This is a genomic window from Streptomyces parvulus (assembly GCF_014648855.1).
Taxonomy (GTDB): Bacteria; Actinomycetota; Actinomycetes; order Streptomycetales; family Streptomycetaceae; genus Streptomyces; species Streptomyces parvulus.
The window spans coordinates 215,284-230,594 of sequence record NZ_BMRX01000002.1 but is presented as its reverse complement, the minus strand read 5'-3'; the positions used below and the strand labels follow the sequence as shown (position 1 = coordinate 230,594).

Sequence of the window (15,311 nt, the reverse complement as noted above, 5' to 3'; positions counted from 1 at the left end):
GCTGTGGAGGCCTACGCCGCCGCGCAGTTCGGGCAGATGCCGCGGTAGGTCACCTCGACGTCCGAGACGCTGAAGCCGAAGCGCTCCGAGTCGGGCAGGTCGGCCATCGGGTTGCCGGTCGGGTGGACGTCGCGGATCGCGCCGCACTGGCCGCAGACCAGGTGGTGGTGCGGCTGGTGCGCGTTCGGGTCGTAGCGCTTGGCGCGCTTGTCCGTCGCCACCTCCAGCACCTCGCCGAGCGAGACCAGCTCGCCCAGGGTGTTGTAGACCGTCGCCCGGGAGATCTCCGGGAGTCTGCCCACGGCCCTGGCATGCACCTCGTCGGCCGTCAGGTGGACGTGTTCGCCGTCCAGGACCTCGGCCACGACGCGACGCTGCGCGGTCATGCGCCATCCGCGACCACGCAGTCGTTCCAGTAGGTCACTCATACAGACCAGCCTAGCAGCTAGGGGGACCAGGTCCCGAACAGGTGTGACTTTGGAGCTGTACTTGACTTAGACAATGTCCATTGTAGGATCGGGACCGGCATTAGCCAAGGGACAGGTTTAGCAGGATTGGCGCAGGAGGCGTACGTGACTCAGGGACCGCTCACTACGGAAGCCGGTGCTCCGGTGGCCGACAACCAGAACAGCGAGACCGCGGGCGTCGGCGGCCCCGTGCTCGTCCAGGACCAGCTCCTGCTGGAGAAGCTGGCCCACTTCAACCGGGAGCGCATCCCGGAGCGCGTGGTGCACGCCCGCGGCGCCGGCGCGTACGGCACCTTCACGGTCACCGCCGACGTCACCCGGTACACCCGCGCGAAGTTCCTCTCCGAGGTGGGCAAGGAGACGGAGACCTTCCTGCGGTTCTCCACCGTGGCCGGCAACCTGGGCGCGCCGGACGCCGTCCGGGACCCGCGCGGCTTCGCGCTGAAGTTCTACACCGAGGAGGGCAACTACGACCTCGTCGGCAACAACACCCCGGTGTTCTTCATCAAGGACGCCGTCAAGTTCCCCGACTTCATCCACACCCAGAAGCGCGACCCGTACACGGGCTCGACGGAGATGGACAACGTCTGGGACTTCTGGAGCCTGTCCCCGGAGTCCACGCACCAGGTGACCTGGCTCTTCGGCGACCGCGGCATCCCGGCGTCCTACCGCCACATGGACGGCTTCGGCTCGCACACCTACCAGTGGAACAACGAGGCCGGCGAGGCCTTCTGGGTGAAGTACCACTTCAAGACGGACCAGGGCATCAAGACCCTCACCCAGGCCGAGGCCGACAGGCTCGCGGGTGCGGACCCCGACTCGCACCAGCGTGACCTGCGTCAGGCGATCGAGCGGGGCGAGTTCCCGTCCTGGACCGTCGGCGTGCAGATCATGCCCGTCGCCGAGGCCGCCAAGTACCGCTTCAACCCGTTCGACCTGACCAAGGTGTGGCCGCACGCGGACTACCCGGTCATCGAGTTCGGCAGGCTGGAGCTGAACCGGAACCCGGAGAACGTCTTCGCCGAGGTCGAGCAGTCGATCTTCTCCCCGGCGCACTTCGTGCCCGGCATCGGCCCCTCCCCGGACAAGATGCTCCAGGGCCGCCTCTTCGCCTACGGCGACGCCCACCGCTACCGCGTCGGCATCAACGCCGACCACCTCCCGGTGAACCGCCCGCACGCCACCGAGGCGCGCACCCACTCCCGTGACGGCTTCCTGTACGACGGCCGGCACAAGGGCGCGAAGAACTACGAGCCGAACAGCTTCGGCGGCCCGTTCCAGACGGACCGCGCGCTGTGGCAGCCGGTCGCGGTCTCCGGTGTCACCGGGGAGACCGAGGCTCCGTCGCACGCCGAGGACAACGACTTCGTCCAGGCGGGCAACCTCTACCGGCTGATGACGGAGGAGAAGAAGGGGCGGCTGATCGACAACCTGGCCGGCGCCCTCTCCGACGTCTCGCGCGACGACATCGTCGAGCGCGCGGTGAACAACTTCCGTCAGGCCGACGGTGACTTCGGCAAGCGGCTGGAGGCCGCGGTCCAGGCCCTGCGCGGCTGACGTCCGGCACTGGACCGCTTGTCGCGGCGGCGGGCCGGATCCCCGGGGACGGGGGTCCGGCCCGTTCGGCGTCGGTGTGGGGTCAGGCCGTCACGGCCGGGGCGGCGGCCGGGCGGGAGCGCTGCGGCGCCCAGTGGCGGATGATGTCGCGGACCGAGACGATGCCCACCGGCTCGCCGCCGTCGAGCACGATGAGGTGGCGGAAGCCGCCGTGCGCCATCGCCGCCGCGGCCTCCTCCACGGTCCACGACGGTGCGGCGAAGACGACGTCGGTGGTGGTGTGGGCGTGGGCCCGCTCGGTGTCCGGGTCCTGGCCCCCGCCCACGGAGACCAGGACGTCGCGTTCGGTGAGGATGCCGATGCCGTCGGCGTCCGGGTCGTGCACCACGGCCGCGCCGACGCGGCGTGCGGACATCAGGGCGGCGGCCTGACGGAGTGTGTGGGCGGGGCCGATGGTGAGGACTACCTTGCTCATGACTTCGCGGACGAGCATGGGGTGGAGCCACCTCCTGCCGGTGATCCATGAGTTAGTTCATGGATTCACAAGTTCACAAGTGGGGGAACTCTCAGGGTGGCAGGTAAAGCGGGGGTCAACAAGGGGGCGTGAAGGGCGAGTCGGCGGGTGCTCAGCGGTGTTGGCCGAGATGGCCGAGGAGCTCGTCGTGGAGGTGGCCGTTCGACGCGGCCGCGTTGCCGCTGTGCGGGCCGGGGCGGCCGTCGAGGCCGGTGAAGGAGCCGCCCGCCTCCGTGACGATGATGGCGTTCGCCGCCATGTCCCAGAGGGACAGCTCGGGTTCGGCGCAGATGTCCACCGAGCCCTCGGCGACCATCATGTACGGCCAGAAGTCGCCGTACGCGCGCGTGCGCCACACCTTGCGGGTGAGGTCGAGGAAGCCGTCCAGCCGGCCCCGCTCCTCCCAGCCGCCGAGCGAGGAGTACGCGAACGAGGCGTCGGAGAGGCTGGAGACCTGGGAGACCTGGAGCCTGGACGCGGAGGTCAGGCTGCGGCCGGTGAACGCCCCGTGGTCCTGGACCGCCCACCAGCGGCGCCCGAGGGCCGGGGCGGAGACGAGCCCGACCACCGGCCGGTAGCCGCCCTCGCCCGCCTCCATCAGGGCGATGAGCGTCGCCCAGACCGGGACGCCCCGGACGTAGTTCTTGGTGCCGTCGATCGGGTCGACGACCCAGCGGCGGGTGCCGGCGCCGGTCGTGCCGAACTCCTCGCCCTGCACCGAGTCGCGGGGCCGGGCGCGGGCGAGGTGGCCGCGGATGAGTTCCTCGGCGGCCTTGTCCGCCTCGCTCACCGGGGTCATGTCCGGCTTCGTCTCGACCTTCAGGTCGAGGGCCTTGAAGCGGTCCATCGTCGCCGCGTCGGCGGCGTCGGCGAGTACGTGGGCGAGGCGGAGGTCGTCGAGGTAGTCGGGCATGCGGCAACCGTATCGGGCCGGGACTGCGGGGGGCCACCAGGGGTTTGGCGGGCGTGGCGGACCGCGGCCGGAGCGAAACGGGGCGGGGGCACCGCCGGCCGCCGGGCGCGAGGACCCTTGACAGTGTCCCCATACCCGTCAAATCTGGGCACGGAAGCCGCTCGGCCCGAGGGAGGCGACGGTGCCCGCAGCCCGGGAGTCCCTGCTCGACGCCGCCTACCAGGCGTTGGCGCGCCGGCCGTGGTCCGCCGTGCGGATGGTGGACGTGGCCGCGGCGGCCGGGGTGTCCCGGCAGACCCTGTACAACGAGTTCGGCAGCAAGGACGGCCTCGCGCGGGCGCTCGTGCGGCGGGAGGCCGACGGCTACCTCGCGGGCGTGGACCGCGCGCTCGCCGGGCCCAGCGACCCGCGGGACCGGCTCGCCGCGACCGCCGAGTGGATGATGTCCGCGGCCCACCAGAACGCCCTGGTCCGCGCGATGCTCACCGGCTCCTGGAGCGAGCGGCTGCCCGCGCCCGTGCCGGCGGCCGTGCCGTCCACCGCCACCGCGCCGGCCCAGCGCCGGGCCGACGGCCCGCTGCCCTCGCCCGGCGACTTCGTCGCCCTGGTCCGCGACCGCGCCGTGGCCGTGCTGTACGGCGCCGACCCGCTGGCCCCGCCGGACACCGCCGAACTGGCCCGCTCCTGCGAACTGGCCGTGCGGCTCGCCCTGTCCTGCGTCGCGGCACCCCCGGCCGGGGGCGGGGTGGCCGACCTCGTACGCGCCGCCCTGCCGGCGAGGCCGAGAGCCTAGGGCCCGCCCTGCCGGGGCTCAGTGTGCCGAGCCCGACAACTGGAGTCCGATCACGCCGATGATGACGAAGCTGATCGAGACGATCTTCAGGGTCGAGACCAGGTCGCCGAGGAAGACCATGCCGTAGATCGCGGTGCCCGCCGCGCCGATGCCCGTCCAGACGGCGTAGGCGGGTCCGACGTCGAGCCGCTTCAGGGCGAGCGTCAGCAGTCCGAAACTGCCCAGCGCGAAGGCGCAGAAGGCGACGGTCGGCCACAGCCGGGTGAAGCCGTGCGACAGCTTGAGGCAGACGGCGAAGCCGGTCTCGAGCAACCCGGCCACTATGACCAGCAGCCACGCCATGTCTTGTCCTCCCGTGGTTCCGTACCGTGACCGCTGCGTCGTCCGGAGTTCCGGCCGGTGTCCGGCGCGAGGGCGCTTTCGTCCGGCTTTGCTCGGGGTTGGTTCCGGCTTGGTGCGATTATGCACTTACCGGTGCCACGGCACGGCAAACAACGCGGAGGTCAGTCGCCTTCCTTCCGTTCGCGCGTCGACAGCAGCCGGCGCAGCGAGTACAGCCGCGCCGGATCGGCGTGGCCGTCGGCGACCCACGCGTCCAGCGCGCAGTCCGGCTCGTCGTGGCTGCACGCGCGCGGGCATCCCTCGGTGCCGGGCACCAGGTCGGGGAAGGCGTTGATGACCCGCGACGGGTCGATGTGGGCCAGCCCGAACGACCGTACGCCGGGGGTGTCGACGACCCAGCCGCCCGCCTCGGACGACAGCGGCAGGGCGAGCGCCGAGGTCGTGGTGTGCCGGCCGCGGCCCGTCACCGCGTTCACATGGCCCGTCACCCGGCGGCGGTCCTCCGGCACCAGGGTGTTGACGAGCGTCGTCTTGCCCACGCCGGAGTGGCCGACGAAGGCCGTGATCTTCCCGTCCAGGTGCTCGCGCACCAGGCCGGCCGCCGCGCCGTTCTCCAGCTCCTCGCGGCTGGTGACCACGTACGGGATGTCCAACGCGCCGTACAGCTCCAGGAGTTCGTCCGGCGGTGCCAGGTCCGACTTGGTCATGACCAGCAGCGGGGTGAGACCGCCGTCGAACGCCGCGACCAGGCAGCGGTCGATGAGGCGGGGGCGCGGCTCCGGATCGGCCAGGGCGGTGACGATGGCCAGCTGGTCGGCGTTGGCCACGACCACGCGCTCGTAGGGGTCGTCGTCGTCCGCGGTGCGGCGCAGCACCGAGTCGCGCTCCTCGATGCGGACGATCCGCGCGAGCGTGTCCTTCTTGCCGGACAGGTCGCCGACCAGGGCGACCCGGTCGCCGACGACGGCCGCCTTGCGCCCCAGTTCCCTGGCCTTCATGGCCATCACGACCCGGTCCTCGACCAGGCAGGTCAGCCGGCCCCGGTCCACGGTCAGGACCAGGCCCTCGGCGGCGTCCTCGTGCTTCGGGCGGATGTGGGTCCGCGGCCGGTTGCCCTTGCGGTTGGGGCGGGAGCGGATGTCGTCCTCGTCGGTGTGCTTGCCGTAGCGGCGCATGGCGAACGGTCCCTACGCCCCGAGCATCCCGGTCCACAGGTCGGGGAAGTCGGGCAGGGTCTTGGCGGTGGTCGCCACGTTCTCGATGCTCACGCCCTCGACCGCGAGGCCGAGGATCGCGCCCGCGGTGGCCATGCGGTGGTCCTCGTAGGTGTGGAAGACGCCGCCGTGCAGGGGGCGCGGGCGGATGTGCAGACCGTCGGCGGTCTCGGTGACGTCGCCGCCGAGTTCGTTGATCTCCTTGGTGAGCGCGGCCAGCCGGTCCGTCTCGTGCAGCCGCAGGTGGGCCACCCCGCGCAGCGTCGAGGGGGAGTCCGCGAGGGCGGCGACCGCCGCGATGCCCGGGGTCAGCTCGCCGACCTCGCCGAGGTCGACGTCGACGCCGTGCACGGCACCCGATCCGGTGAAGGCCAGTCCGGCGTCGGTGAGTTCGCAGGAACCGCCCATCTCGGTGAAGATCTCCCGCAGCCGGTCGCCGGGCTGGGTGGTCTGGGAGGGCCAGTCGGGGATCAGCACCTTGCCGCCGGTGATCAGGGCGGCGGCCAGGAACGGCTGGGCGTTGGACAGGTCCGGCTCGACCGTCAGGTCGCGGCCCAGCAGGGCGCCCGGGGTGACCCGCCAGACGTTCGGCTCGCCGCCGGACTCCGGGGTGTCGACCTGGGCGCCGATCGAACGCAGCATGTCGACGGTCATCCGGATGTGCGGCATGGACGGCAGCGCGGACCCAATGTGGCGCACCTCGACGCCCTGGTTGAAGCGCGGGCCGGAGAGCAGCAGGGCGCTGACGAACTGCGAGGACGACGACGCGTCGATGTCGACCGGCCCGCCCTCCAGCGCACCCCCGCCGTGCACGGTCAGCGGCAGCGAGCCGCGCCCGTCGTCGTCGACGCGGGCGCCGAGGACGCGCAGCGCGTCGATCACGCCGTGCAGCGGGCGCTCGTAGGAGCGCGGGTCGCCGTCGAAGCGGACGGGGCCGTCGACTAGGGCGGCGACCGGGGGCAGGAAGCGCATGACCGTGCCGGCGTTGCCGACGTCGACCGTGGCCGGGCCGCGCAGTCCGGCCGGGATGACCCGCCAGAACTCGCCGCTGCCGTCCGGGCCGACGCCCTCCTCGATCTCGACGCCCATCGCGCGTAGGGCCTCGGCCATCAGGAGGGTGTCGCGGGAGCGCAGCGGACGGCGCAGCCAGCCCGGCTCGGAGGCGAGGGCGGCGAGCACCAGGGCGCGGTTGGTGACCGACTTGGACCCGGGCACATGGACGGTGGCGTCGACGGCTCCGGTCGCGTGCGGTGCGGGCCAGAGGGCGGTGTGCGTGGGGTTCACGGTCATGGGGCCCACTTTAATGGCTGGGGGCGACCGGAGATCTTGATCAAAAGTGTCGAAGCCCGACCGAAAGCGCGACGGTGCGCCTGCCCTCACAGCTCCAGCAGCCAGCGCCCCCCGCCGACCAGCGCGCACAGCGACACCGCGTGGAACAGGAAGAACCACACCCCCGCGGGTGCGTGGGTGAGCCGCGCCAGCTGGTCCGCGTCCGAGTCGCCGGCGCCGCCCCGCGACCGCTTGGCCTGCAGCTCGAAGGCCGGACGCACCCCGCCGAGCAGCAGGAACCAGACCACCGCGTACGCGAACGCCGCCTGCACCTGCGGCCCGGCCAGCCAGGAGACCAGGACGAACGTGCCGCCGGTGAGCACCACCGTCAGCACCCCGTACGCGTTGCGCACCATCACCAGCAGGGCGACCAGCAGCGCCGTCGCCAGCCACAGCAGCAGGGTGATGCGCCCCGCGGCCAGCAGCGCGGCCCCGCCGAGACCGAGCAGCGGGGGAGCGGTGTAGCCGGCCACGGCCGTGAGGATCATCCCGACGCCGGTCGGCTTACCGCGGCTCACCGTGAGGCCGCTGGTGTCCGAGTGCAGGGTGATCCCGGTCAGCGTGCGACCGGTGAGCAGCGCCACGAGCCCGTGGCCGCCCTCGTGCGCGATGGTGATCGCGTTGCGGGCTATCCGCCAGGGCCGGTGCGGCACGACGACGACCAGCGCGGCCACCAGGGTCGCGACCACCACCCACAGGTCGGGGTCGGGCTGGGTGCCGGATACCTCGTCCCACAGAGAGGGGAGCGAGGCCGTTGCGAGGTGGTCCATGTTCGGTGAGGGCTCCTCGTGTCTGCGCGGGGTCTGGCAGTGTGGCACGTATGTGCGGACGGTATGCGGCGAGTCGTCGACCCGAGGATCTCGCGGGAATCTTCGAGATCGAGAAGTGGGAGCCCGAGGAGCGGCTGGAGCCCGACTACAACGTGGCTCCCACCAAGGAGGTGTACGCGGTCCTGGACCGCCCCCTCAAGGACGCCGAGGACCCGAAGCCGGTTCGGCAGCTGCGGAAACTGAAGTGGGGCCTCGTCCCGTCCTGGTCCAAGACGCCCGAGGGCGGCGCCCGGATGATCAACGCCCGCGCGGAGACCGTCCACGAGAAGCCCTCCTACCGGCGCGCCTTCGGCAGCAGGCGCTGCATCCTGCCCGCCGACGGCTACTACGAGTGGGTCACCGGCAAGCAGGAGCGGGACCTGGAGGTCGAGGGGCGCAAGAAGCGTCCCCGCAAGCAGCCGTACTTCGTGACGCCCGCCGACGGGTCCGTGTTCGCCATGGCCGGGCTGTACGAGTTCTGGCGGGACAAGACGCTGCCGGACGACCATCCGCAGGCCTGGTGGGTGACCTGCTCGGTGATCACCACCGAGGCCGAGACCACCCCGCTCGCGGTGGCCCCGGCCGACGGCCCGCACGCGCTCTCCGACATCCACCCCCGGATGCCCCTGATGCTGACGCCGGACCGCTGGGACGACTGGCTCGACCCTACGCGCACCGACCCCGACGCGCTGACCTCCCTGCTGGCGCCCCCGCCCGCCGGCCTGATGCGCGCGTTCCCGGTCTCCACGGCGGTGAGCAACGTCCGTAACAACGGACCGGAGCTGCTCAAGGAGCTGGAGGCACCGGAAGAGGGCACACTCTTCTAACGTGACGCATGTGACGACGGATCCGCCCGAGGCGGTCGAGACCGAGGCGGGGACCGCCCGCATCACCTGGCACCGGGCGCCGCGCCCCCGCCTCGTCCTCGCCGCGAGCCACGGCGCCGGCGGCGGCATCGAGGCGCGCGACCTCCGGGCGCTGGCGGCCGCGCTGCCCGCCCACGGAGTCAGCGTGGCCCTGGTCGAGCAGCCCTGGCGGGTGGCCGGCAAGAAGCTGGCGCCCGCGCCGAAGACCCTCGACACCGGCTGGCGCGGCGTCTGGCCCGCGCTGGCCGCACCCGGGCTGCCGGTGATCGCGGGCGGCCGCAGCGCCGGCGCCCGCGTCGCCTGCCGCACCGCCCGCGACCTCGGCGCGCACGCGGTGCTCGCGCTGAGCTTCCCCCTGCACCCGCCCGGCAAGCCGGAGAAGTCCCGGGCCGACGAGCTGCTCGGCGCCGGCGTCCCCACCCTCGTCGTGCAGGGCGGCAACGACCCGTTCGGCAGACCGGCGGAGTTCCCCGAGGGCGCGTACGACCGGATCGAGGTGGCGTACGCCGACCACGGTTTCGCCGTGCCCAAGCGGGCGGCGACCACCCAGGAGCGGGCGCTGGAACTGATCACCGGTGGTGTCGCGAAGTGGGCCGGTTCACTCGGCTGAACGCCCCGGGAATGCCCGGCGCGCGGTCACTGTTGTCCTCGACGTACGTTGCTGGGAGCCAGCACCGACGCCGTAGGAGAGGAAGTCCGCCGCATGGGTTCGACCTTCTGCCCTCGTCGCAGCAGCAGCCGCGCCGACCTCGACTGGACGGTGCTGCACGCGACGAAGACCGCCCCTATTCGGGCGGCGGGCGGACCGGATCGTCGTCTATCCTCCGATTCGAGTGAGACCGGTCTCGGTCTCACGACGTCACTGGAGGAGGTGGGTCCGGTCACTGGGACCGACGCAGGGACCGAACACGGCCAGGCGGAGCAGCCCGAGGGCCGGGGCGAGAGCGCGGAGTCGACCGCCGAGCGCAGCGCGCGCTTCGAGCGGGACGCGCTGGAGTTCCTCGACCAGATGTACTCGGCCGCGCTGCGCATGACGCGTAATCCGGCCGACGCCGAGGACCTGGTGCAGGAGACCTACGCCAAGGCGTACGCGTCCTTCCACCAGTTCCGCGAGGGCACCAACCTCAAGGCGTGGCTGTACCGCATCCTCACCAACACCTTCATCAACTCGTACCGCAAGAAGCAGCGCGAGCCCCAGCGCAGCGCGGCCGAGGAGATCGAGGACTGGCAGCTCGCGCGCGCCGAGTCGCACATGTCGACCGGTCTGCGCTCCGCCGAGTCGCAGGCGCTCGACCACCTGCCCGACTCGGACGTGAAGCAGGCGCTCCAGGCCATCCCCGAGGAGTTCCGCATCGCCGTCTATCTGGCGGACGTCGAGGGGTTTGCCTACAAGGAGATCGCCGACATCATGGGGACACCCATCGGTACGGTGATGTCCCGGCTGCACCGTGGACGCCGTCAGCTGCGCGGCATGCTGGAGGACTACGCCCGCGACCGCGGCCTGGTCCCCGCCGGCGCCGGAGAGTCGAACGAAGCGAAAGGCTCGGGGTCATGAGCTGCGGAGAGCCGCACGAGACGGATTGCAGCGAAATCCTCGATCATCTCTACGAGTTCCTCGACAAGGAGATGCCGGACTCGGACTGCGTGAAGTTCGAGCACCACTTCGAGGAGTGCTCGCCCTGCCTGGAGAAGTACGGGCTGGAGCAGGCCGTGAAGAAGCTGGTCAAGCGGTGCTGCGGACAGGACGACGTGCCGAACGACCTGCGGGCCAAGGTCATGGGCAGGCTCGACCTGATCCGGTCGGGGCACTCCGTCCCCGAGCACGACGTCACGGCGACCCCGCCGACTCCCCAGGAGTCCTGAGCGGGGATCCCGGGCCCCGCGCCGCCCGGCTTTTCACCCGTACGTGCTAATCCGCGGGTTGTCTTCCCGCACCTCCCCGCCGCCGTCCTAGGCTCCGGAGCCTGACAGGCATGGCCGGGGGAGGGGCTCATGGACGCGGTACCGGCGCGGGCGCGCGCGTACGTCGGCGGCATCGCACTCCTCGCCCTCGTCGCCCTCCTGTGCCCGCGACCGCCGGCCGAGGTGCGGACGTCCTGGTGGGCGGTGCTGCTGCTGGCCGGTCTCTACGCCGGTTCCGAGCTCGTCGCGCGGTCCCGGTTCGTCGGGACCTGCTACCCCGTCCTGCTCGCCGGGGCCTTCCTGCTGCCGCCGCCCGCCGCCGCGCTGGTGGCGCTGCCGGGGGCCCTGCTGGCCCCGGTGACCCGCCGCCCGGCCGGCCTGCGGCGGATCTGGCGGGCCGCGTGGCTGACGCTCGCCGTGTGGGCCGCCGCGCGGGTGCACTGGCGGCTCGGCGGGCGGGACGCGGTCGCCGGCGCCGACCTCCCCGGCGCGCTCGTGCCCGCCGGCGCCGCGGTGCTCGCCTTCTGCCTGGTCCTGGCGGTGCTCGACGCCGGCATCCGGACGCTGACCGGCACCTCACCCCGCGTGGCCCTCGGCCGGCCGGGGCTCCTCACCCGCTCCCTCGGACCCGTCGCCGTGCACGGGCTCGCCGGGCTGATGATGGCCGTCCTCTGGCTCAGTCCGTACGGCCCCGTGGCCGCGCTGCTCGTGCTGCTGCCGATGTGCGTCGCCTGGTGGGCCTTCGCGCAGTACCACCGGGAGCGGGCCGCGCACCAGGCGACCATCCGCGCACTCGTGCAGGCCGTCGACATCAAGGACGGCTACACGCGCGGACACAGCGAGCGCGTCGGCCGGGCCACCATGATGATCGCCCGCGAGCTGGGCATGGACGACGAACGGGTCGAGACGCTCCGCTTCGCCGGGATCCTCCACGACGTCGGCAAGCTCGGCGTCCCCACCCGGCTGCTGCGCAAGGAGGGGGCGCTCACGCCCGAGGAGCGCCGGGTGATCGAACTGCACCCGGAGTACGGGCACGAGATGGTGCGCGGCATCCGCTTCCTGGGAGAGGCCCGCGCCGCCGTCCTCCACCACCACGAACGGCTGGACGGCAGCGGCTACCCCTACGGCCTCGTCGGCGACCGCATCCCCGAGTCCGCCCGGGTGGTGGCCGTCGCCGACGCCTTCGACGCCATGACCTCCACCCGCTCCTACCGCAGGGCGCGTCCCGTCGCCGCGGCGCTCGCGGAACTCCAGCGCTGCGCCGGACGCCAGTTCGACCCCCGGATGGTGGGCGCCCTGGTCCGCGCCCTGGCCCGGCACGGCTGGCACCCCTCGGTGACGGCCGACTCCCACCCGGTGCCGCCCCCGGCCACGCCGCTCCCGGGGCGGCGCCGCGGCGAGAGCGCACGCGACGGCTCCGGACGGCGTGCCGTATGACGACGCCCCCGCCGCGCGGCCGGCCGCCAGCGATACCCCGGCTCGCCCGCGCCGCCGCCGCGCTCGTCGCCGTGGTCTGCCTGGCCCACGTGCTCTGGTCGGGGCTCGCCCACCGGCCCGTCGCCCTCGCCTTCGGCGCGCTGGTGGCCCTCGGCGAGCTGACCCGCCGCGCCGACGCCGAGGCCCGCGAGGCCGCCCCGCTGGGCGCCGCCGGGGCGCTGGCGTACGCCCTGCTCGGCGAGGTCGCCGGGCACGCCGCCCCGCACGGCGTCGCCCAGACCGTCGCCGTCGTCCTCGCCGCGTCACTGGCCGGCAGCGTGCCCTACACCGCGCGCGGCAGCGGCCCCGTCCTCGACCACCTGGCCCGGCGCGTGCTCACCGTCGCCTTCGCCGCCGTGTGCTTCCAGCCCCTGGCCGCACAGGGCACCTTCCGGGACTGGAGCGGCCCCGCCCACGCCCTGCTGCTGATCGCGCTGCTCGCCCTCACCACGCTGTGCGACGCCGTGCTCGCCGCGGCGACCGCCCACGCCCGCACCGGCTGGCCCTTCGGACCGCTGCTGCGCGAGGAACTGCGCGGCATGGTCGGGATCACCTCCGCGGTGTGCGCGACCGGCGTGGTGATGGCGCTCGCGGTCGGCGTCGCGGGCCTGTGGGCGCTCCCCGTCTTCTGCGTGCCGCTGCTGCTCGCCCAGCTGTCCTACCGCCGGTACGCCGCCGTCCGGGCCACCTACCGGCAGACGATCGCCTCCCTGGCCAGGGCCACCGAGATCGCCGGGTACACCCCGGCCGGACACGCGCACCGCGTCGCCGAGCTGAGCGGGGCCGTGGGACGCGACCTGGGGCTCTCCGGCGCCGAGCAGAGCGTGCTGGAGTACGCGGCGCTGATGCACGACATCGGGCAGCTCAGCCTGGTCGACCCGGTCCCCGCCGGCGCCACCGCCTCGCTCCCCGTCCCCGAGCAGCGGCGGATCGCGCTGCTCGGCGGCGCCGTGGTCCGCCAGACCGGCGTCGACCCGGCCGTCGCGGTGGTCGTCGAGCGGCAGGCCGACCCCTGCCGCGACCAGCCGCCGGCCGCGCGGATCGTGCGGGTGGTGAACGCCTACGAGGAGAAGGCGCGGGACGCCGGACCCGGCGGCGGGCTGGCCGCCCTGGAGGAGCTGCGCCTGGCCCCCGCGGACGACTACGCTCCGGACGTGGTGGAGGCACTGGCCCGAGTGCTTTCACGCGGCAGCCTTACCGGGCCCGCGGCTGGGTAACCCATGGGTAATGAGCGCCTCTCCAGCCGTACGTGGTTTGATGCGCAGGAGAGGGTGTCCGGGGGCGCGAAAGGCACAGCCAGCCCACAGAACGGAACTGGCAGGCGGGAATCGTGAGGATCTTCGGCAAGGCACGGCACCGGCCCTCCGCCTCCTGGCGGCAGGCCACCGACCGCGCGTTCACGCTGATCGGCGACGGTCGCTACGAGGACGCGGGGGCACTGCTGACGCGGGCCGCCGACCTGGAACCCTGGCTGTCCGAGTCGTGGTTCAACCTCGCCCTGCTGCACAAGTTCCGGCACGACTGGGAGCAGGCCAGGGCGGCCGGGCTGCGCGCCGTCGCCCTGCTCGACCGCGACGCCGGCGCCCCCGACTGGTGGAACGTCGGCATCGCGGCCACCGCCCTCCAGGACTGGCCGCTGGCCCGCCGGGCCTGGCAGGCGTACGGACTGCGCACCCCCGGGGACGCGACGGACGCCGGAGAGCCGCTCGGGATGGAGCTGGGCAGCGCCGCCGTACGGCTGTCCCCGGAGGGGGAGGCCGAGGTCGTCTGGGGGCGGCGCCTGGACCCCGCCCGGGTGGAGGTGCTGTCCATCCCGCTGCCGTCCTCCGGGCGCCGCTGGGGCGAGGTCGTCCTGCACGACGGGGTGCCGCACGGTGAGCGGACCACCGCCGCCGGGCACTCCTTCCCGGTCTTCGACGAGATCGAGCTGTGGGCGCCCTCTCCCGTGCCCACCTGGGTGGTGCTCCTGGAGGCGGCCACCGAGTCCGACCGCGACGCGCTGGAGCAGCTGGCGGCCGACGCCGGGTTCGCCGCCGAGGACTGGTCGTCGTCGGTCCGGCTGCTGTGCCGGATGTGCTCGGAGTCCCGGATGCCGTCGGACGAGGGCGAGGGCGAGCACCTCGACCCGCACGACCACAGCGAACCGGGCCACCCGGGGCCGCTGGGCCACCGCACCGACGGGCAGCTGTGGGTGCCGGAGCGGGAGTGCGGGGTGGCCGCGCCGGCCGCGCTGGTGAAGGGGTTGCTGGACGGGTGGGTCGCGGACAGTCCCGACTCCCGGGACTGGCGGGATCTGGAAGAGGTCTGCTGAGGTTCCCGGCCGACCGCGGGTTCGTCATGGCTGGTCGCGCCCACGCGGCGGAGCCGCGTATCGACACAGTCCCGCGCCCCTGACGGGGCGCATCCCCCGTACCCTGTATCAGGCATCAACCCCCTGTTTCATCCAGGAAGGCATACGTCGGTCATGGCCCAGCAGGACACCGATCAGCAGCACGCGGGCGTGCTCCCCGTGGACGACGAGGGCTTCGTCGTCGACACCGAGGACTGCGAGGAGCGCGAGGCGGCCTGGCGTGAGCGGGGCACCTCCCGGCCGATCACCGTGGTCGGCAACCCGGTGCTGCACACGGAGTGCGCGGACGTCACCGACTTCGGCGAGGAGTTCCAGCAGCTGGTGGCGGACATGTTCGCCAGCCAGCGCACCGCCGAGGGGGTCGGCCTGGCCGCCAACCAGATCGGCGTCTCCCAGAAGGTCTTCGTCTACGACTGCCCCGACGACGAGGGCGTCCGTCACGTCGGCGTGGTCTGCAACCCGGTCCTCGTCGAGCTGCCCGCCGACCGGCGCCGCCTGGACGACAGCAACGAGGGCTGCCTGTCCGTGCCGACCGCCTACGCGCCGCTGGCCCGCCCCGACTACGCCGAGGTGACCGGGCAGGACGAGAAGGGCAACCCGGTCAAGGTGCGCGGCACCGGCTACTTCGCACGGTGTTTGCAGCACGAGACGGACCACCTGTACGGGTACCTGTACATCGACCGGCTCTCCAAGCGGGAGCGCAAGGACGCCCTGCGGCAGATGGCCGAGAACGAGCCGCGTTACCCCGTGGTCGCGAACGACTGACACCGCCCCACCGG

Annotated in this window: 17 protein-coding genes; 10 read left to right on the top strand and 7 right to left on the bottom strand. The window is 72.9% G+C overall.

The annotated features are described in order from the left end of the window. Positions 1-11: 11 nt before the first annotated feature. The gene (locus tag IE108_RS04005; protein ID WP_064729737.1) at positions 12-428 is read right to left on the bottom strand and encodes a Fur family transcriptional regulator; all 417 of its coding nucleotides are present in this window, start codon (positions 426-428) and stop codon (positions 12-14) included. 144 nt (positions 429-572) lie between these two features. Here IE108_RS04005 and IE108_RS04000 point away from each other — a divergent pair, with 144 nt between their 5' ends. Then, positions 573-2,024: a catalase gene (locus tag IE108_RS04000; RefSeq protein ID WP_064731959.1), complete on the top strand. Its 1,452-nt coding sequence runs from the start codon at positions 573-575 to the stop codon at positions 2,022-2,024. 82 nt (positions 2,025-2,106) lie between these two features. Here the strand turns inward: IE108_RS04000 and IE108_RS03995 are convergent, their stop codons facing one another. Together IE108_RS03995 and hisN are read right to left on the bottom strand one after the other, a co-directional pair. Continuing rightward, positions 2,107-2,517, bottom strand: a complete 411-nt coding sequence (locus IE108_RS03995) for a CBS domain-containing protein (protein WP_064729739.1) — start codon at positions 2,515-2,517, stop codon at positions 2,107-2,109. 133 nt (positions 2,518-2,650) lie between these two features. Next, entirely contained in the window at positions 2,651-3,451 is an 801-nt protein-coding gene (gene hisN / locus IE108_RS03990) for a histidinol-phosphatase (RefSeq protein ID WP_064729740.1), read from the bottom strand. 181 nt (positions 3,452-3,632) lie between these two features. Between hisN and IE108_RS03985 the strand changes: the two genes are divergently transcribed. Continuing rightward, the gene (locus IE108_RS03985) at positions 3,633-4,244 is read left to right on the top strand and encodes a TetR/AcrR family transcriptional regulator (RefSeq protein WP_064729741.1); all 612 of its coding nucleotides are present in this window, start codon (positions 3,633-3,635) and stop codon (positions 4,242-4,244) included. Positions 4,245-4,262: 18 nt separating this feature from the next. On the opposite strand, the gene IE108_RS03980 is transcribed toward IE108_RS03985, so the two are convergent. The 4 genes from IE108_RS03980 to IE108_RS03965 all read right to left on the bottom strand — a co-directional run bounded on the left by IE108_RS03980 (position 4,263) and on the right by IE108_RS03965 (position 7,899). Then, positions 4,263-4,586, bottom strand: coding sequence for a DMT family transporter (locus IE108_RS03980; RefSeq protein ID WP_064729742.1), 324 nt, complete (start codon positions 4,584-4,586; stop codon positions 4,263-4,265). Between the two features lie 161 nt (positions 4,587-4,747). Then, entirely contained in the window at positions 4,748-5,761 is a 1,014-nt protein-coding gene (gene rsgA, locus IE108_RS03975; RefSeq protein WP_064729743.1) for a ribosome small subunit-dependent GTPase A, read from the bottom strand. A gap of 12 nt (positions 5,762-5,773) precedes the next feature. Next, on the bottom strand, positions 5,774-7,090 hold the full coding sequence (gene aroA / locus IE108_RS03970) for a 3-phosphoshikimate 1-carboxyvinyltransferase (protein ID WP_064729744.1): 1,317 nt from the start codon (positions 7,088-7,090) through the stop codon (positions 5,774-5,776). A gap of 86 nt (positions 7,091-7,176) precedes the next feature. Further along, positions 7,177-7,899, bottom strand: coding sequence for a M50 family metallopeptidase (locus tag IE108_RS03965; protein WP_064729745.1), 723 nt, complete (start codon positions 7,897-7,899; stop codon positions 7,177-7,179). A gap of 50 nt (positions 7,900-7,949) precedes the next feature. Here IE108_RS03965 and IE108_RS03960 point away from each other — a divergent pair, with 50 nt between their 5' ends. The 8 genes from IE108_RS03960 (at position 7,950) to def (ending at position 15,297) form a co-directional block, all read left to right on the top strand. Beyond that, positions 7,950-8,765 carry an SOS response-associated peptidase gene (locus IE108_RS03960; RefSeq protein WP_064729747.1) on the top strand — a complete coding sequence of 272 codons (816 nt, stop codon included), beginning with the start codon at positions 7,950-7,952 and terminating at the stop codon, positions 8,763-8,765. Between the two features lie 10 nt (positions 8,766-8,775). Further along, a complete protein-coding gene (locus tag IE108_RS03955; protein WP_064731960.1) occupies positions 8,776-9,414 on the top strand; it encodes an alpha/beta hydrolase family protein in 639 nt (212 codons plus the stop codon). Between the two features lie 261 nt (positions 9,415-9,675). After that, positions 9,676-10,359 carry an RNA polymerase sigma factor SigR gene (sigR, locus tag IE108_RS03950; RefSeq protein WP_064729748.1) on the top strand — a complete coding sequence of 228 codons (684 nt, stop codon included), beginning with the start codon at positions 9,676-9,678 and terminating at the stop codon, positions 10,357-10,359. Further along, the gene (rsrA, locus tag IE108_RS03945) at positions 10,356-10,667 is read left to right on the top strand and encodes a mycothiol system anti-sigma-R factor (RefSeq protein WP_064729749.1); all 312 of its coding nucleotides are present in this window, start codon (positions 10,356-10,358) and stop codon (positions 10,665-10,667) included. Before sigR ends, rsrA begins: the two co-directional genes overlap by 4 nt. A gap of 129 nt (positions 10,668-10,796) precedes the next feature. Beyond that, positions 10,797-12,143 (top strand): HD-GYP domain-containing protein, encoded by a 1,347-nt coding sequence (locus IE108_RS03940; RefSeq protein WP_064729750.1) that lies wholly within the window; start codon positions 10,797-10,799, stop codon positions 12,141-12,143. Beyond that, entirely contained in the window at positions 12,140-13,399 is a 1,260-nt protein-coding gene (locus tag IE108_RS03935; RefSeq protein WP_064729751.1) for an HD-GYP domain-containing protein, read from the top strand. Before IE108_RS03940 ends, IE108_RS03935 begins: the two co-directional genes overlap by 4 nt. A 113-nt stretch (positions 13,400-13,512) precedes the next feature. Further along, positions 13,513-14,493, top strand: a complete 981-nt coding sequence (locus tag IE108_RS03930) for a tetratricopeptide repeat protein (RefSeq protein ID WP_064729752.1) — start codon at positions 13,513-13,515, stop codon at positions 14,491-14,493. 153 nt (positions 14,494-14,646) lie between these two features. Further along, positions 14,647-15,297, top strand: coding sequence for a peptide deformylase (gene def, locus IE108_RS03925; protein WP_064729753.1), 651 nt, complete (start codon positions 14,647-14,649; stop codon positions 15,295-15,297). The last annotated feature ends 14 nt before the right edge of the window (positions 15,298-15,311 follow it).